This is a genomic window from [Clostridium] ammoniilyticum (assembly GCF_025566905.1).
Lineage (GTDB): Bacteria > Bacillota_I > Bacilli_A > Erysipelotrichales > Coprobacillaceae > Faecalibacillus > Faecalibacillus intestinalis.
Map to the genome: position 1 here is coordinate 133,564 of NZ_JAOQJR010000005.1, position 17,990 is coordinate 151,553.

At 30.2% G+C, this 17,990-nt stretch carries 14 protein-coding genes; 8 read left to right on the plus strand and 6 right to left on the minus strand.

The features are described from left to right. Positions 1-4: 4 nt before the first annotated feature. Positions 5-382: a RidA family protein gene (locus tag OCV55_RS06660; RefSeq protein ID WP_032091062.1), complete on the minus strand. Its 378-nt coding sequence runs from the start codon at positions 380-382 to the stop codon at positions 5-7. Positions 383-613: 231 nt separating this feature from the next. On the opposite strand from OCV55_RS06660, the gene OCV55_RS06665 reads away from it, so the two are divergent. Further along, a complete protein-coding gene (locus tag OCV55_RS06665; RefSeq protein ID WP_032091063.1) occupies positions 614-1,288 on the plus strand; it encodes a helix-turn-helix transcriptional regulator in 675 nt (224 codons plus the stop codon). A 75-nt stretch (positions 1,289-1,363) separates the two neighbouring features. On the opposite strand, the gene OCV55_RS06670 is transcribed toward OCV55_RS06665, so the two are convergent. Next, positions 1,364-2,038: an ABC transporter ATP-binding protein gene (locus OCV55_RS06670; RefSeq protein WP_147580164.1), complete on the minus strand. Its 675-nt coding sequence runs from the start codon at positions 2,036-2,038 to the stop codon at positions 1,364-1,366. A gap of 1 nt (position 2,039) precedes the next feature. After that, complete coding sequence (locus OCV55_RS06675; RefSeq protein ID WP_147580165.1) at positions 2,040-3,473, minus strand: ABC transporter permease; 1,434 nt, start codon at positions 3,471-3,473, stop codon at positions 2,040-2,042. 144 nt (positions 3,474-3,617) lie between these two features. On the opposite strand from OCV55_RS06675, the gene feoB reads away from it, so the two are divergent. Continuing rightward, positions 3,618-5,948, plus strand: coding sequence for a ferrous iron transport protein B (gene feoB / locus OCV55_RS06680; RefSeq protein ID WP_147580166.1), 2,331 nt, complete (start codon positions 3,618-3,620; stop codon positions 5,946-5,948). Between the two features lie 312 nt (positions 5,949-6,260). Here feoB and OCV55_RS06685 read toward each other — a convergent pair whose 3' ends face one another. Beyond that, positions 6,261-8,285: a glycogen synthase gene (locus OCV55_RS06685; protein ID WP_147580167.1), complete on the minus strand. Its 2,025-nt coding sequence runs from the start codon at positions 8,283-8,285 to the stop codon at positions 6,261-6,263. A 488-nt stretch (positions 8,286-8,773) separates the two neighbouring features. Here OCV55_RS06685 and OCV55_RS06690 point away from each other — a divergent pair, with 488 nt between their 5' ends. Beyond that, the gene (locus tag OCV55_RS06690; RefSeq protein WP_147580168.1) at positions 8,774-10,111 is read left to right on the plus strand and encodes an MATE family efflux transporter; all 1,338 of its coding nucleotides are present in this window, start codon (positions 8,774-8,776) and stop codon (positions 10,109-10,111) included. 572 nt (positions 10,112-10,683) lie between these two features. Here the strand turns inward: OCV55_RS06690 and OCV55_RS06695 are convergent. Beyond that, positions 10,684-11,442, minus strand: coding sequence for an SDR family NAD(P)-dependent oxidoreductase (locus tag OCV55_RS06695; RefSeq protein WP_022002084.1), 759 nt, complete (start codon positions 11,440-11,442; stop codon positions 10,684-10,686). Between the two features lie 157 nt (positions 11,443-11,599). On the opposite strand from OCV55_RS06695, the gene OCV55_RS06700 reads away from it, so the two are divergent. The 3 genes from OCV55_RS06700 (at position 11,600) to OCV55_RS06710 (ending at position 14,071) form a co-directional block, all read left to right on the plus strand. Continuing rightward, the gene (locus OCV55_RS06700; protein WP_147580169.1) at positions 11,600-13,483 is read left to right on the plus strand and encodes a hypothetical protein; all 1,884 of its coding nucleotides are present in this window, start codon (positions 11,600-11,602) and stop codon (positions 13,481-13,483) included. 82 nt (positions 13,484-13,565) lie between these two features. After that, entirely contained in the window at positions 13,566-13,790 is a 225-nt protein-coding gene (locus tag OCV55_RS06705) for a hypothetical protein (protein WP_117787719.1), read from the plus strand. A 2-nt stretch (positions 13,791-13,792) separates the two neighbouring features. After that, positions 13,793-14,071, plus strand: a complete 279-nt coding sequence (locus OCV55_RS06710) for a hypothetical protein (RefSeq protein WP_147580170.1) — start codon at positions 13,793-13,795, stop codon at positions 14,069-14,071. A 3-nt stretch (positions 14,072-14,074) separates the two neighbouring features. Here the strand turns inward: OCV55_RS06710 and OCV55_RS06715 are convergent, their stop codons facing one another. Continuing rightward, on the minus strand, positions 14,075-14,452 hold the full coding sequence (locus tag OCV55_RS06715; RefSeq protein ID WP_147580171.1) for a hypothetical protein: 378 nt from the start codon (positions 14,450-14,452) through the stop codon (positions 14,075-14,077). 461 nt (positions 14,453-14,913) lie between these two features. On the opposite strand from OCV55_RS06715, the gene OCV55_RS06720 reads away from it, so the two are divergent. Both OCV55_RS06720 and OCV55_RS06725 read left to right on the plus strand, forming a co-directional pair. Beyond that, the gene (locus tag OCV55_RS06720) at positions 14,914-16,995 is read left to right on the plus strand and encodes a PTS transporter subunit IIABC (RefSeq protein WP_147580172.1); all 2,082 of its coding nucleotides are present in this window, start codon (positions 14,914-14,916) and stop codon (positions 16,993-16,995) included. A gap of 5 nt (positions 16,996-17,000) precedes the next feature. After that, positions 17,001-17,834, plus strand: coding sequence for a PRD domain-containing protein (locus tag OCV55_RS06725; protein ID WP_147580173.1), 834 nt, complete (start codon positions 17,001-17,003; stop codon positions 17,832-17,834). Positions 17,835-17,990 lie beyond the last annotated feature (156 nt).

Genomic DNA, 17,990 nt, shown 5'->3' on the forward strand with positions numbered 1-17,990 from the left:
TTTATTATTTATGAGCAATTACTTCTACCTCACAAAGCACTTGTTTTGGAAGTTCTTTAACAGCCACACAAGATCTTGCTGGACACATTCCATTAAAATATTCACTATATACTTTATTGAAAGTCGCAAAATCATTCATATCTGCAATAAAGCATGTTGTCTTAACAACATCGCTTAATTTAAAACCAGCTTCTTCTAAAACAGCTTTAACATTTTCTAAAGACTGTTTAGCCTGTCCTTCAATATTATCAGATTCCACACATCCTGTTTTAGGATTAACTGGAATTTGTCCAGAAACAAATGCAAATTCACCAGCTATAATTCCTTGAGAATATGGCCCAATTGCTGCTGGGGCTTCTTTTGTTTTAATTTCACTATTCATTTTCTTAGCTCCTCTCTCTAATGAAATATTTTTCACAATTACATTGTAATATGTTATTTTATTTTAGTCAATAAACTTTCTTTAATTTTATAAACTATTTTTTACTATTTTATAAAATAATAGCGCTTATTTTTAACTTAATTATATTAAACATATTTATTAAATGAAATATTTTTCATTATTTATTTTAAATTTATTTAATTTATGTTATAATAGGTATTGGAGGTAACTATGAAATTCAAAGAAATTCAACTTACATTAATCGATCAACAAATTTTAAAAAGTTACAGTACACTACTAGAAGGCTTAGAAAAATATTTAGGATATGGTTATGAAATTGTATTGCATAGCTTAGATAGTTATGAACACTCAGTCATAAATATAGTAAACGGTGAACATACTGGCCGTAAGATAGGGGCTCCTATTACAGACAAAGCGTTAGAAATGCTTAGTCGTTTAAAAGATAGCGGTGAATCAAGTGAAACTTACTTTTCTACAAACGCTAAAGGTGAACCATTAAAAAGTACTACTATTGCAATTCGTGGTGAAAATAATAGAATTATTGGATTATTATGTATGAACTATTATATGAATATTAGTTTAAACGATTTTATTCAATCTTATGTTCCTAAAAAACAAGAAGAAGTACAAATCAAATCTGTTACTGAAACTTTTGCAAGTAACGTAGATGAAATGATTTTATCTACTTTGGAATATGTAAAGAACGAAGTATACGAAGATTCTTCAATTTCATATTCTAATAAAAACAAGGCTATAATTTCTCAATTATATGATAGGGGTATTTTTCAAATAAAAGATTCTGTTCCAAAAATTGCAGACGAATTAAACATTTCAAAAAATACTGTATATTTACATTTGCGCAATTTATCGCCTCAAGGAAATTAATAAAAACACCTAAGATACTATTCTCTTAGGTGTTTTTATTAATTAAAATTTTTTAATCAATTTGGAAGCAAAGCTCTAACGTTTTGCTTCTATTTTTCCTTCTTTAATTTTTAAAGATACATCACACATCTTTGCTAGAGTAGGTGAATGGGTTACCAAAATAACACATTTATGATGAATATGTGCTAAATCTAAGAAAGTATTCATGATCTCTATTGAATTCTTTTCATCAAGGTTACCTGTGGGTTCATCACAGAGGATCAAATCGACTTCTCTTGCAATAGCACGTGCAATCGCAACTCTTTGCTGTTGTCCTCCAGATAGTTGTCGAATATCTCTTTTACATTCATCTTTGGAAAGTCCAAGTTGTTCAAGAATAGATAAACAATATTCTTTTTTATCTTTTCTTTTGATCCCTGCAATTTCTAAAGCAGACATAACATTTTCTAAAGCATTCATATAGTAAATGAGGTTATATGATTGAAAGACAATAGAGATATCTTCTCGACGATATTTATTTAAACCTATTTCTTGAATATCTTTTCCTTTGAATAAGACTTTTCCCTCATCTGGTTTATCTAAACCAGATGAAAGGGAAAGGGTTGTTGTTTTCCCACTTCCACTCGCACCAACAACAGCATATATTTTACCTTTTTCAAATGAATAAGAAACATGTTCTAAAATTTTATTTTTTTCTTTACCATCTTGATAACTATAGCTTACATTTTCTAATTTTAATAACTTTTCCATCTTAACCTTCCTTTCTAGATAAGATTTGTCTAGGTGTAAGTCTTAATACATAGGCTGCAGGTACAGCAATAGAAACAATACAGATTGCTGCTGTAACACCGGCAAGTTGAACGATATTTTCACCTGTAATTGAAACATCTAATTCTTGATTTGATGGTCCTTCCATCATATTTCCTAGAAAATTTTCTTTTGTTTGTGTATTAGTTTTTTGTTGATTATCATTTAGTTGATCATCTTTTTGATCTATTTGCATGACATTTGAAGAAGAACCACTTTCTAACATATTACCCATATAATGAGATGTTAATTGTCCTGTACCTAAAGAAAGCACAAAAGCAACTACTGCAATTAACCCTATTTCAATAAGTTGTTGAGCAATAATTTTAACTTTACTTTGTCCAAGTGATAAAAGAACACCAATTTCATAATATCTATTTCTAATTGTTAGAGCTAAAATTAAACAAAGAATTGCACTACCAGCAATCACTACGATCCATACAAACATCTTTGCGAATGATTGCATACTTTCAAGAGAAGAAGCATTTTGTTGATAAAGACGATCATTGGCATCTAATGAGAATGTATCAAAATCAATATCACTTTTCTTTTTCGCAAGTTCTACAAAAGCTTCTGCATTTTCTGGATCATCTAAATAATAAATTGCTGATGTAATGTTTTCACTACTTCCAGTAAGTGTTTGCCCAACTGATAAATCAGTATAAATCGTGTTTACTGGATTATTGAAATGGGCAGCACCAATTTCATTTGTTGATTGAATTTCATAAATACCTACAATTGTAAGTTCTTGAATAATTGTTTCATCATTAACTGTGGTTGTAATAGTAAAAGTATCACCAACACTTAAATCATTATCACTTGCAAGATTGGTTTCAATGACACAGTTATTTGTATTTGCATCATCACTTGTAAGCAAACGACCATCTGTTAAGGTATAATTACTGTTTGTAAATGAATCTAAATATTCCATTGTAGTATTAGCTCTGATCGTAAAATCACCTTGATTTGAAGCTTGTTCTGATTGATCATTTGGCTTATTTGTATCTTGCTGATTATTACTATTATCCGATTTATTTTCTACTGCTGAAATAGAATCACTATCAGCTGATGTAGATATTTGATAATTATAACTTTCTACATACTTTAAATTTTTTAAACTATCTGCCATGGTTGTTGTTAATGATGTCTCATTACTTACGGCTGCACCTGGTTCTCTATTTTTCATCATGTTTCTAAAATCAACAGAAAGAGTTACATCGTTTCCTAAACTACTACGAATTTGATCCATTGATTTTTGTGTTGCTGATTGAATGGATAAACCAGCAATGACGAGATTGGTAATAACAACAATTATTACAAATAATAAAATCGTTTTTCCTATGTTTTTCTTTAAACTTAAAAGTGCGTTTTTTATCATACTTTCTACCTCCATCTTCAATATAAAGAAAAAGTAAATCTATAAAATGGAATAATTATGTAAAAAAAGGGGTATACATTATATATTTTATTGCTTTTCTTATTATTTAAAGTTACCCTTATAAAGAAAGAGAAGGGATAAAATATGAAATTAGATAATTTGGCTATAGGAAAAAGTGCTGTAATTGTCTCTGTAGGAGGAACAGGAGCATTAAGACAACACTTTTTAGATATGGGACTTATCCAAGGTGTAGAAGTAACTATGGTAAAATATGCACCAATGGGGGATCCTATTGAAATTAAAATACATGATTTTGAGCTTACTTTAAGGAAAGAAGATGCTCAAAAAATAGAAGTTAAAGAAATTACTAAAAAAGAAGAGTTAAAAAATGAAAACATTATTTTTAAAAATAAAAACCATCCAGGGTATGGTGAATCAAGTTACGATAAAATCAATAATCACCAAATCTATCATGAAAGTGATCTACTTACTTTTGCCTTAGTTGGTAATCAAAACTGTGGTAAAACAACTTTATTTAATCAACTAACTGGTTCTAATCAACATGTTGGTAATTTTCCAGGAGTCACTGTTGATCGTAAAGATGGTGTAATTAAAGGCTATAAAAATACCCTTATAACGGATCTACCAGGAATTTATTCAATGTCACCTTATAGTAGTGAAGAAATCGTGACTAGAAATTTCTTATTAAAAGAAAAACCAAAAGCAATTATTAATATTGTTGATGCAACAAATATTGAAAGAAATCTTTATTTAACAATGCAACTATTAGAACTCAATATGCCTATGGTTGTTGCTTTAAATATGATGGATGAAATGTCAGGAAATGGGGGAACCGTTCTTATTAATGAATTAGAAGCACATTTAGGAGTTCCTGTCGTTCCTATTTCAGCCGCTAAAGGAGAAGGTATTGATGAACTCGTCAGTCATGTTTTACATGTTGCTTATTATCAAGAAAAACCTCAATTTTTACAACATTTTGATAATCAAGCTCTTGATCGTTGTATTAATGCAATTGAACATCTTATTGAAGATCATGCAAAAAAAGCAAGAATTCCTTTACGTTTTGCAGCAAGTAAACTTGCAGAAAATGATTCTCTTTTATTAGAACAACTTGATTTAAGTCAAAATGAAAAGGAAATTTTAGAACACATTCGTAAACAGCTTGAAGAAGAAAGTAGTCTTGATTGTTCAGCTGCTATTGCCAGTGATCGTTTTCATTCAATCATTAATATTTGTAGACAAACTGTGAAGAAACCTCATGAAAGTAAAGAAAGATTAAGAAGTCAGAAAATTGATCAATTTTTAACTGGAAAATATACAGGTATTCCCGCATTTATTGGAATTATGGGTATCGTTTTCTTTTTGACCTTTAATGTTATTGGTTCTTTTTTACAAGGCATCTTAGAAAATGGTGTATCTATTGTAACAAATTATGTTGATACTCTTCTAACCCAAGCACAAATCAATGTAGCTTTACATTCTTTGATTATTGATGGGATTTTTAATGGGGTAGGAACTGTTTTAAGTTTCTTACCAATTATTGTTACTTTATTTTTCTTCTTATCTATTTTAGAAGATAGTGGTTATATGGCTCGTGTTGCTTTTATTATGGATAAACTCCTTAGAAAAATTGGTCTTTCAGGAAGAAGTATTGTTCCAATGTTGATTGGCTTTGGTTGTACTGTTCCTGGCGTTATGGCAAGTCGTACACTTTCATCAAGAAGAGATCGACAAATGACAATTATTCTTACACCATTTATGTCATGTTCAGCAAAACTACCAATTTATGCTTTCTTTACCTCTGTCTTTTTTCCAGGCAAAGGTGCTTTGGTAATGATTTTCTTATATGTTTTTGGTATTTTAACAGGTATTATCTTTGCTTTGATTTTAAAAGGATCCCTTTTTAAAGGTGAACCTGTTCCTTTTGTCATGGAACTTCCAAACTACCGTATGCCAGGTGCTAAAAACGTCTGTCAATTATTATGGGAAAAAGCTAAAGATTTCTTACAACGCGCTTTTACTGTCATCTTTGTCGCAACCATCGTTATTTGGTTCTTACAAACATTTGATTTAAGATTTAATATTGTAACTGAATCTAAAGATAGTATTCTTGCTATTCTTGCAGGATATATTGCTCCAATCTTTAATCCATTAGGATTTGGTGACTGGCGCATTTCAACAGCCCTTATTTCAGGCTTTATGGCAAAGGAAAGTGTTGTTTCGACATTATCTATTCTTTATGGTTCAACCCAATCATTGTTGATGTCACTTACAACACCAGCTGCTTTATCTTTACTTATTTTCTGTTTACTTTATACACCTTGTATTGCAGCGATTGCTGCAATCAAAAGAGAACTTAATGGTAAATGGGCATTGATTGTTGTCTTTGGACAATGCCTTATCGCCTGGCTTGCCTCTTTTGTTGTGTATCATTTGATTTTATTGGTATTTTAGTATTGTAACATCAGTTTTTGCATTGTAACAATTAGATTGTTACAATGCAATTTTTATTGTTACAACAAAAAAACAGATCCATGGGAAGGGAAAAGATCTGCTTTTTACTATTATCTATTATTATTTTTTAAAAAGGGAAATTGATAATTAAGTTTTGAGTTTAAGTAAGTTCTTGTTCCTCCTTTCGTGTATTATCATAGATAAGTTTTATGAATTTTATTTAACTTTTTCATGTTTCTTTCTTGTTTGTTTTGTCAAAAATTATGGGATAAAAAAATGCAACGTTAAATAACATTGCATTTTTAAATTGCTTTAATATTTTGGTGTTAATTCCACATACATATCTTTGTATTGTTTTGCACTTTGTTGCCAAGAGACATCTTTATTCATATCGCGAACAACCATTTCATCCCAAGATTTTCTATTTTCAAAATAAAGTGTTTTAGCACGATTAATTGCATCATAAAGAAGTCCACTTTCATAACGATCAAAGGTAAAGCCATTACCTGTATTATCAAATAGATTATAAGGTTGAACAGTATCTTTAAGTCCACCTGTTTCTCTTACAATTGGGATAGAACCATATCTCATACTAATAAGTTGTGTAAGTCCACAAGGTTCAAATCTTGATGGTACTAATAATGCATCGCATCCTGCATAAATATTGTGAGCGACATTTTCATTGTAAGCAATATATGCACAGAAGTTTCCTTTATATTTATTTTCATAATAACGGAAAGCATCTTCATACATCGCATCCCCTGTACCTAAAACAACAACTTGTGTATGTTCATCCATAATACTTGGAATAACATCATTAACAAGATCAAGGCCTTTTTGATTTGTAAGACGCGAAATAAGTCCAATAACAATTTTATGATCATCAACTTCTAATCCTAAGGATTCTTGAAGTGCTTTTTTATTCGCTTTTTTATTCTTGATAACAGATTGGCTATCATATTGAGCAGCTAAAAGTTTATCTGTTGCTGGATTCCAAATATCTGTGTCAATACCATTAACAATTCCTAAAATCTTACTACTATGATATCTTAAATGTTCTTCAAGACCTTCACCATACTCTTCTGTTTGAATTTCTCCAGCATACGTATTACTTACCGTTGTTAATTTATTACAATAAGTGATACCACCTTTTAACATATTCGCATCTAACCAATTTTGTGTCATACAATCTTTATTGAAGACATAATCAGGAAGATCTGACCAATATTGAATTGTTTTTCGATCATAGATACCTTGGAATCTTAAGTTATGAATTGTAAGAACAGCACCTGCACGTCCTACATTTGTATCTTTAAAGCTTGTTCTTAAATAAAGAGGAACTAAAGCTGCTTGCCAATCATGACAATGTACAATATCCGGTGTCCAATTTAAATAATTAAGTGCCGCAAGAGCTGCTTTACTAAAATAACAGAACTTAGGAATATCATCAATAAGATTCGTATATGGATTTCCCCATGAGAAGAATTCATCATTATCGATAAAATCATAAACAACACCATCTTCTTGATATTCCATAATACCTACATAATATTGTTTTCCATCTGCACATAGATCCATATAAAATGATCCTTTATATTCCATCTTTTCTTGGAACTTTTGAGGAATACATTTATATCTAGGAATAATAACTTTAACATCCATATTTAATTTAGCTAAACTCTTTGGAAGAGCTGACATAACATCCCCTAATCCACCCGTTTTTACAAATGGATAACATTCTGAACCAATAAAAGCAACACTTCTACGAGGTCCTAAATCAATTGGTTGTGATTTTTCAACAGGAACTTCTTGAATAACTTCTGTTGGTTTAGGCTCAACAGGTGTTTCACTTTTTACAGATTTTGGTTTAGCAGTAGTTGTTTTTTTTCTTGTAGCTGTTGTTGATTTAGCAGTTGTTGTCTTTTTAGTAGTTGCTTTCTTAGTAGAAGCTGTTTTTTTTGTTGATGTTGTTTTGGTAGCAACTTTTTCAGTTGTGGTTTCTGATTTTGCAGTAGCTGTCTTTTTACTTGTAGCTGTTGTTGATTTAGCAGCTGTAGCCTTTTTAGTAGTCGCTTTCTTAGCAGGCGCTGTTTTTACAGCTGGTGCTGATTCAGCAGCAACAACTTTTTCACTTGTTTCTTTTGGTTGAACAGTTGTCTTTGGTGTTGATTCAACAGTATCAACTTTTTTTGGTACTTCTACTGGTTTGACTTCAGTTACCTTTTCACTGGTAACTGGTGCCGATTTAACAACCGTATTGGCCTTTACACCCGTTGTTCTTTTTTTATTGGCTCTTGTTGTTCTTTTCTTACTTTTTTGAACTGTTTTTTTACTCATACTTTCTTCTCCCATCTTTAAAATAATATCATGTTTAAAACTCTAACTTCATCATTTTTTCTTATTAACATCTCCTATTATAGTCATTAGAATTTGCGATTTTTGTATCTTTTTAATATTTTATACATACAAAAATTCTTTCATTTTAATTTACTTTCATATTCAAAATGTTCTTTTAATTATTGTACCATAATCAATGAATGTTGTTTATATAAAAGGTATTTATTATACACAAAAAAACAGATTCAAAAGGGAGGGGGAGAATCTGTTTTTTTATCTATTATTATCTTTTTTAAAAAGGGAAGTTTATAATTAAGTTTTGTTTAAGTAAGTTCTTGTCTCTCCTTTCGTGTATTATCATAAAGAAGAAATATGAACTTTATTTAACTTTTTGATGTTTCTTCTTTGGTTGTTTTGTCAAAAATTATGTGATACCATTATTCCAAGTGATGCACCTTTTGGTGTTTTTTATTATAGGAGGGGAATCTATGAATAAAACACAAGATTTTACTAAGGGAGTTATTTGGAAACAATTACTTTTTTTCTTTTTTCCAATATTAATTGGGAGCTTTTTTCAACAACTGTATAATACCGTTGATACCATTATTGTTGGTCAAGCTTGTGGGACAAATGCTCTTGCTGCTGTTGGTTCAACAGGGAATTTGACAAACTTAGTTGTTAACTTCTATGTTGGTTTATCAACTGGAGCTTCTGTTGTTATTGCTCAATATTATGGAGCTCATAATAAAGATAAGATACATCAAGCAGTCCATACTTCATATATGCTTGCTATTGTTAGTGGAATTATCATGATGCTTTTTGGTTTATTCTTTTCTTATCAATGTTTAGATGCAATAGGTGTTCCTCATGATATTTTAAATGATGCCAGTCTTTATATGAGACTTTACTTTTTAGGGATGATTCCCGGAGCTATTTATAATATTGGTTCAGGAATTTTAAGAGCTGTAGGAGATAGTAAAAGACCACTTTATTATTTAATTATTTGTAGTATTGTTAATGTTGTTTTTGATTTTGTTTTAGTTGTTATTTTACATAAAGGTATTGCTGGGGCAGCGATTGCAACATTTATTGCCCAAACAGTATGTGCTATTTTAGTCACACTTCAATTGATGTTTTCTAAAGATGTTTATCAACTTACATTATCAAAAATTAAATTTCATTTACCTGTATTAAAGAAAATTGTTAAAATTGGTGCTCCTGCTGGAATTCAATCAACAATGTATAGTATCGCTAATATCGTCTTACAAACACATATTAATGCTTTTGGAACTCAAACCATTGCTTCTTGGTCAGTCTATGTAAAGATTGATGCTTTATTTTGGATGGCTATGGCAGCCATTGGTGCCGCAATTACAACTTTTGTAGGACAAAACTATGGTGCTCATCTTTATGATCGTATTCAAAAAGGAGCGAAAACAGCTTTAGCGATTGCCTTAACAATGGCAGTTTCTTTAAGTGTGATCTTATGTTTTGGGGGAAGTTATATTACAAAACTCTTTTCATCTGATCCAGCCATCATTAATCAATGTCAAAGTTTAATACTCTTTTTAATGCCTTTCTATTTTTCTTACTGTTGTGTAGAAATTTTTTCTGGAACAATGAGAGGTTGTGGGGAATCTTTTAAACCAATGCTTCTTGTCTGTATTGGTATTTGTGTTTTGCGTGTTGCTTGGGTAACCTTTATTTCTCCTCATTATCCAACATTAAAAGGTGTGGTTATTTCTTATCCAATCACTTGGTTTACAACTTCCTTTCTCTTTATTATTTATTATAAACATTTTAAAAAAGATCATTTTGGAGCATAGTTATGCGACGAACAGAACGAGAAATTACAGATTTAAATAAAAGAAATCATTGAAAATAATTAATGTTGCCGTTTAGGTTTTATAGATCAAGGCAGTGTTTTGTTCATTTAAATTATTGTTATACTTATAATAATAAACATTCATGTTGCAAAAGTAGGAAAGAAACTCGATTTAATATATTTTGTTGAAAGAAGAACATCTTGTCAATATTCTATGAAATATCAAAATATTATGGGAAAAGGACATATTGAATTGATAGAAGATAAGGAAAAAAGAAGTTAGAATTACAATTAATCATGAAAAATACGGCGGATAAAGAAGTCGTATTTAATGATCAAAAGGTAAGTAATGTTGCTATTATGAAATTAATTATAGATACACTAACTTGTATTCTGCTCTAGGAAGGGTAATGGCATACCCCTATCTTGCACTACAACCTATCAGAAATGAACTGGTCTGCCAACAATGTTGGCAGGTAACAATAATCCCCTGTCTTTAGACATGAGGAGAACATTCATACAATGATTAAAAACCAAATCAATTAAAAACCGCACATTGTGCGGTTTCACATATTATAAATCTACTCCATAATCACTTACAACAACTTGTCCTGTAAGTGGTGCTGCATCATCACTTGCTAAGAAAAGTGCTACTTTTGCAACATCTAAAGGACTACAAGGTTGAAGTGTTAAATCACTATGAGCTGACATAGCACCCATCATTTTCATATCCATTGTATCAGGTGTTAATCCTGCTGCCATATCTGTTGTAATACTTCCTGGACAGATAACATTACATCTAATTTTTTCTTTAGCAAAACGCATTGCTGCATGTTTTGTTACCCCAATAATTGCTGCTTTAGTAGATACATAAACAGCACCACCAGCACCATATTGTCCAGCAACACTTGAGATATTAACAATAGAAGCTCCACTTTTCATCACTTTTAAAGCTTCTGACATACAATACATTGTTCCTTTTTGATTAATATCAATAACTCTATTTAAATCATCATAATCAATTTGATCAATCGCATTTAATCCTTTATCTAAAACACCTGCATTATTAATTAAAATATCTAATTGACCAAAAGTTTCAACTGTTTTACTTACTAAGTTTTTAACATCATCCACTTTAGAAATATCAGTAGGAACACATAAAACAGTTCCTCCTGCTGCTTCAATTTCTTTTGCTGCTTCTTCTAAGACTTGTTGACGTCTTGCTGAAATAACAACTTTTGCTCCTTCACTTGCAAACAATTTAGCGATTTCTTTACCTACGCCAGCATTTCCTCCTGTAATAATTGCCACTTTATTATCCAATTTTCCCATAAAAAATCCTCCTAGATATATAGTAACACATGTAAGCGCTTAACTCTATCTTTTTCATATCCCAAAATTGTGTGTGAGTTTACCATATTTTTACACACTACTCACACTCTTATATGTTAAAGAATGGGTACTATATAGGTGTCAGGAGGAGATAGACATGAAAAAGAAATTATCCGTTATAATCAGTGTAATTTGTATTATCGTTTCCTTAGGTTCGATTTCAGGAACTCTGTATTATGCTAAAAACCATAATACTTCATCTATGATGCAACAAGCAGGAGAAACACCTCCTTCAATGCCTAATAAAGGAGAAAATAGTCAAAATAATGAGTCTAATCAACAAGATTCATCTCAAAATAACCAAAGTAGCAATGATCAATCAAATTCACAAAACCAAGATTCAAATGATCAAACAAATGAAAATTCTAATGGACAAGCACCTAATAATCAACAAGGTGCCTCAGGACAAAGTAATAGTCAACCAACTATGCCAGGAAAAAATCAACAAAACAACAATCAACCTGGTCAAATAAATCAAGAAATGACTTCATCAAGTCAATCATTAACTGCTCTGCAAATTGTCATTATTACTATCAGTGTTTTAGTTTTTATGCTTGCAATAACTTATTTAATTATGAGTAAGTTCGGAAGTAAAATACTTGTTGAAACATTTTATGGAGCTAAACCTACAGCTATCTATGCTGTTGCCAATGTTGTAGGAACAATTTTACTTGTTTGTGCTCTTGTGTTATCAAGCAATGCTTTATTATTCAATAATTCATCAGCAACAAACAATACATCTCAAATAACAACTGAAGGTGTTGTTGATGTTTCTGATAGTCAAGAATTATCAAATAAAACATTATCAGCTACTTCTTCAGATGAATCCGCCATTGTTGTAAACGATGGCGGTTCATTGAATGCAACAGGTTTAACAATTTCTAAATCAGGTGATTCTTCAAATACTGAAAACAGTGAATTTTATGGTTTAAATGCTGCTGTCCTTGTTCAAAAAGGAAGTGAAGCAACGATTAAAGATACTACAATTAAAACAAGTGCCACAGGTGCTAATGCTATTTTCTCTACCGGAGAAAATGCAACACTCAATGTAAGTAATACAAAAATTACCACAACAGGAGATTCATCTCGTGGTTTAGATGCGACTTATGGTGGAACTATTAACGCTAATAAAGTAACTATTACTACAAGTGGTCAACACTGTGCTGCCGTTGCTACTGATCGTGGCGAAGGAACCGTTACTGTTAAAAATTCAATTTTAAATACAAATGGAAAAGGTTCACCTTGTGTTTATTCAACAGGTACAATTTCTGTTTCTGATTCTAAAGGAATGGCAACTAATTCTTCATGTGCGGTTATCGAAGGTAAAAACAGCATTACTTTAAATAACACAAAACTTACAAGTTATGGTATAGGTCGTGTGGATGACGGTATTGATAATTGTGGTGTCATGATTTATCAAAGTATGTCTGGAGATGCTAGTGAAGGAACTGGAACATTCAGCGCGACTGATTCAACACTTACCATTTCAAAAAAATCAAAAATCTATGAAACATCGCCTATGTTTTTTATTACGAATACAGATGCAGTGATTAACTTAGAAAATACAAAATTAAATTATGGAAGTAATCAATTAGTTACTGTTTCTGGAAATGATGGTGAATGGGGTAGTCAAGGAAGTAATGGTGGAAACTTAATATTGAATGCGACAAATCAAATATTAAATGGAAATATCAGTGTTGATAATATTTCTACCGCTTCATTTATTTTAAAAGGTTCAACTCTTACAAGTACAATCAATAGTGAAAACAACGCTAAAGAAGTTAACTTATCTTTAGATAGTTCTTCTAAATGGGTCGTTACTGGGGATAGTTATGTTACTACTTTAACTTTAGAAAACAATGATTTATCTTTAATTGAAGATCATGGTTATACAATTTATTATGATGCTTCTGCTAATAGTTGGTTAAATGGACAAACTATTACCTTATCTAATGGTGGAACATTAACTCCAATACAATAAAAAGATCTAAATGAATGTTTTGAATAATGAATATTATTTAAAAGCATGATAAAATATATGAAAATAACGGAGGAGCTTAAATATGAACAAAATGAGTATTAATGATTTTCCTAGTTTGGATGGTGTATCTCTTATTCCAACAAAAACTTTAGAATTAATGATTGATATTTATAATAAAGAAGTTGAAAAAGAAAACATTCTATATGAAGACAAAGTAAAATATAAAGCTTCTCTTGTAAAAGAAGGGAAATCAAAGGCATATAATGAAGATGAATTTCTTGACTTATTAAAAAAAGAAGGACTATAAGATTGAAAATCTTAATTGATCAGAGTGTCTTCCTATTTTTAAAAGAAAATAAAATATCTGTTTCTAAAGAAATAGCAGAAATACTATCTTCTTTAAAAAGATTTCCTAAAATGTATCCAAGAATTGCAAGTGCTGATAATATTCGCCATTTCTTTATAAAAAATATAGAGTTTGGATATATGATTGATAAAGATATGATTATCATTGCTGACTGTAAATATATTAAATCAAATAAAAAACTAAAAATTAAAAAGCACTTAAATAAGCTAGCAAATCGCTAGCTTTTACTTTGAATAATGAATATGCATAAGTTTCCATTCATTGTTTTCTTTAATAACTATTTGTGTTTCTAAACCTTGGATACCATAAGGCTCTTTGGTATCTCTTCTAATACATTCAGTATGATATTTAAAGATAATAATAGCTTTATTATCATCTATTTGATGTATTTCTATTCCTTCTACAATTAAATCAATTGATTCATAAAGTCTTTGAATACCACCTATTAAAAAATCATTATAAATAGAATCAATCCCATCAAATCGATTCGTAAGTGAAATCAAAGTATTTTCTTTAGATGACCATAATGCTTTAAAATCTTTTTCATTTTTTGTGTGTATTGCTTTAGCATAGTTATAGACAAGTTGTTTAATTTCTTCCATAATATCTCTCCTTTTTGATGTTAAACATCATTACTCTTAATAAAATTTCTTAGTGGGTATTTTTTTATCAAAATTTTAAAAAGATAATAAAGACAACAAAAGAACACTATGAAAAACAAAGTAAATGGAAAGGGATCCTCTCCAGCAAATATAAAAAATGAACGTATTGGATCAAAGTGATACCTACCTGACAATATGATTGATCCAATAAAGAAATTAGAAAAAAATACTAAAAAATAGACTTCATCTTTACTCAACAATCTTTTCTCTTCCATATGCTTTTCCTCCCTTGAATTTAGTTATATATAAATATTATACAATACCTTACCCATTAAAGATATCTATAATCTAACTCATCTATACAAATGTACATATAGATTATTTTATGATACACTAAATGCGAAAAATTGTGTTTTTAAAGTATAAAATTCTATACTTTTTTATAAATGAAAGGGAAGAAAATGAAAAAGAAAATTTTTGGGGTTTTACAAAGAATAGGACGTAGTTTTATGTTACCTATTGCTGTACTACCAATTGCGGGAATGTTTTTAGGTGTTGGGAGTTCTCTTACTAACGAAGCAACGATTGCTTCTCTTGGTTTAGAGAGTATTTTAGGTACAGGAACAACTTTAAATCATATATTGATTTTATTAATGTCTGTAGGGCAAACAATTTTTGATAATCTGCCTTTGATTTTTGCAGCATCTGTTGCTTTAGGAATGGCAAAGAAATCAAAAGAAGTAGCAGTGTTATCTTCTATAATTGCTTTTTTTGTGATGCATTCAACGATTCATAGTTTGCTTATTTTTGATGGAGTTATTAAAGGAAATGAGATTGTTAAAAAAGTTGTTGAAGGAACCCTTACAAATGTATGTGGGCAAGTATCCTTACAAATGGGGGTATTTGGAGGAATTATTGTTGGTTTAGGTGTGAGTTATTTACATAATCGCTTTTATCAAATTCAGTTACCTGATTTTTTATCTTTCTTTGAAGGAGAAAGATTTATTCCTATTATTTCTACCATTGTTTATATTTTTGTAGGATTTTTGATGTTTTATATTTGGCCTACTTTCCAAGATAGAATTTTTAAATTTGGACAATTGATTGCCAGTAGTGGCTATGGGGGAACTTTTGTTTATGGAATTGTTAAAAGAGCGCTTGTTCCTTTTGGCTTACATCATGTTTTCTATATGCCTTTTTATCAAACAGCTATTGGTGGTACTTTGGAAGTCAATGGGGTTTTAATTGATGGTGCCCAAAATATTTTCTTTGCTCAACTTGCCGATCCAAATTTAAAGCACTTTAGTGTTGAAGCAACTAAATATTTCTCCGGTGAATACATGATTATGATGTTTGGTTTACCAGGAGCAGCTTTAGCGATGTATCGCAGTGCTAAAGATGAATCTAAAAAAGTTGTAAGAAGTCTTTTTTTATCAGCCGCCCTTACGAGTATGCTTACAGGAATTACTGAACCAATTGAATTTGCTTTTATTTTTGTGGCTCCTATGTTATTTGTCGTTGATGTTTTTTTAGCGGGTACGGCTTTTGTTTTAGCTCATGTTTTAAAGGTGACGATTGGGTTTACTTTTTCTTGTGGTTTAATAGATTTTCTTGTTTTTGGGGTTTTACAAGGCAATAGTAAGACACGTTGGATCTTTATTGTAGTATTTGGAATTATGTATTTCTTCCTTTATTATTTTTCTTTTACTTATTTAATTAAAAAATATAATTTAAAAACACCAGGTAGAGAAGATAATAATAAACTCACAATCTTTAATAAAAAGAAAATAGACTACTCTTTTGATCAATCATTACTTGATCCCCAAGTACAAATGATTATTAAAGGGCTAGGAGGAAGATATAACTTTAGTGACCTTGATTGTTGTATTACACGATTACGTGCTTCTTTACAAGATCCAAGTCTTGTAAGCGAAGGTTCTTTAAAACAAGCAGGGGCAGCTGCTGTTTTATTACAGGGAAATGCTATTCAAATCATCTTTGGTCCAAAAGCTTCTTCTTTAAAAACAAAGATTGATGATTATTTAAATAACGTTCCTGCTTCTTATGATGAAGAAAAAACAATTGATTATCATACAACGGATGTAGAAATAGGAAATATAGTTGATGGTGAGGTTTTACCTATTGAAGATTGCTGCGATGATATCTTTGCTCATAAGTTGTTAGGAGATGGTCTCATGATTCGTCCAATACATGGTTTGGTTGTTGCTCCTTGTGATGGAACGATTTCTATGATTTATCCTACAAAACATGCTTTAGGGATTGAATTAGAAAATGGTATGGAAATATTGATTCATTTTGGTATTAATACTGTAAAATTAAATGGACAAGGGTTTGAACTTCTTGTTAAAATAAATCAGAAGGTTAAAAAGGGAGATCTGTTATGGAATGCAGATTTGAATTATATTAAAGAAAATGCCATCGATGATTGTCTTTTAATGATTATCACTAAAGGTCAAGGACCTTTAGAAAAGAACTATGGTCATAAAAAAAGTGGAGAAACGATTTTAAAAATAAAGAGGTGAACAAAATGTATCAAGTCTTAAAAGTATTAAATAATAATACCATTCTAGCTAAAGAAGATGATAATGAAATAATAGTTATGGCAAAAGGAATTGGTTTTGGTAAAAAAGTAAATGAACATTTTGAAATTCCACCTCACGCCAAGAAATACATGATGCAAAAGAACTATCAAGCTAAAGATAAACAAAAGAAAGTCATTGACTATATCAATCCTGTTTATCTTGAAATCGCAGCTGAAATCATTAAAGAAGCAACAAATAAATTTGAACAAGTCAATCATGATATTTTAATTCCACTGGCTGATCATATTTATTTTGCGATTAAACGTATGGATGAAAACATCATGCCTACAAATCCCTTTACTTATGATATTAGACTTTTATTCCCCGATGAATATGAAGTTGCTTTAAAATCAAAAGAAATCATAAAAAGCTTTATCAATAAAGAAATCAATAATGATGAAGTAGGTTTTATTACTCTACATATTCACTCAGCAATTTCTTCTAATAAAGTAGGGGAATCTATGGAAGCAGCACGTGTTGTTCATGAAAGTATTATTAAATTACAAACTGATTTAAATATGAAAATTGATGTTGAATCAATTTCTTATGCCCGTTTAATGAATCATATTAAATTCCTAATCATTCGTTTAAATACTAATGAACAATTGCAAATGGATATTAGTGAATTTACCAAAAATAAATTTCCTTTTGCTTATGAACAAGCAATAAGAATGTGTGATAATTTATCAAAGGTACTTCATAAAGAATTACCAGAATCAGAAGTTGGTTATCTTGCTTTACATTTGGAAAGAATTTTATCAAGTGCATTTCAAAATTAGGGGGTCACTCCTTTTTTTATTTATTGATAAATTGTGATTGTTTTATATTATATTTTATTCTTTTCATTATTTTTTGTATGATAAAAAATAATGAAAGAACATAAAAATGTAAAAAAATGATTGACGCTTACATTTTTTGGTGTTAGTATACCACTG

Bases quoted from the DNA above. Each gene is read 5' to 3' on its own strand.
- OCV55_RS06660 (WP_032091062.1), bottom strand. From the start codon at position 382: ATGAATAGTGAAATTAAAACAAAAGAAGCCCCAGCAGCAATTGGGCCA.
- OCV55_RS06665 (WP_032091063.1), top strand. From the start codon at position 614: ATGAAATTCAAAGAAATTCAACTTACATTAATCGATCAACAAATTTTA.
- OCV55_RS06670 (WP_147580164.1), bottom strand. From the start codon at position 2,038: ATGGAAAAGTTATTAAAATTAGAAAATGTAAGCTATAGTTATCAAGAT.
- OCV55_RS06675 (WP_147580165.1), bottom strand. From the start codon at position 3,473: ATGATAAAAAACGCACTTTTAAGTTTAAAGAAAAACATAGGAAAAACG.
- feoB (WP_147580166.1), top strand. From the start codon at position 3,618: ATGAAATTAGATAATTTGGCTATAGGAAAAAGTGCTGTAATTGTCTCT.
- OCV55_RS06685 (WP_147580167.1), bottom strand. From the start codon at position 8,285: ATGAGTAAAAAAACAGTTCAAAAAAGTAAGAAAAGAACAACAAGAGCC.
- OCV55_RS06690 (WP_147580168.1), top strand. From the start codon at position 8,774: ATGAATAAAACACAAGATTTTACTAAGGGAGTTATTTGGAAACAATTA.
- OCV55_RS06695 (WP_022002084.1), bottom strand. From the start codon at position 11,442: ATGGGAAAATTGGATAATAAAGTGGCAATTATTACAGGAGGAAATGCT.
- OCV55_RS06700 (WP_147580169.1), top strand. From the start codon at position 11,600: ATGAAAAAGAAATTATCCGTTATAATCAGTGTAATTTGTATTATCGTT.
- OCV55_RS06705 (WP_117787719.1), top strand. From the start codon at position 13,566: ATGAACAAAATGAGTATTAATGATTTTCCTAGTTTGGATGGTGTATCT.
- OCV55_RS06715 (WP_147580171.1), bottom strand. From the start codon at position 14,452: ATGGAAGAAATTAAACAACTTGTCTATAACTATGCTAAAGCAATACAC.
- OCV55_RS06720 (WP_147580172.1), top strand. From the start codon at position 14,914: ATGAAAAAGAAAATTTTTGGGGTTTTACAAAGAATAGGACGTAGTTTT.
- OCV55_RS06725 (WP_147580173.1), top strand. From the start codon at position 17,001: ATGTATCAAGTCTTAAAAGTATTAAATAATAATACCATTCTAGCTAAA.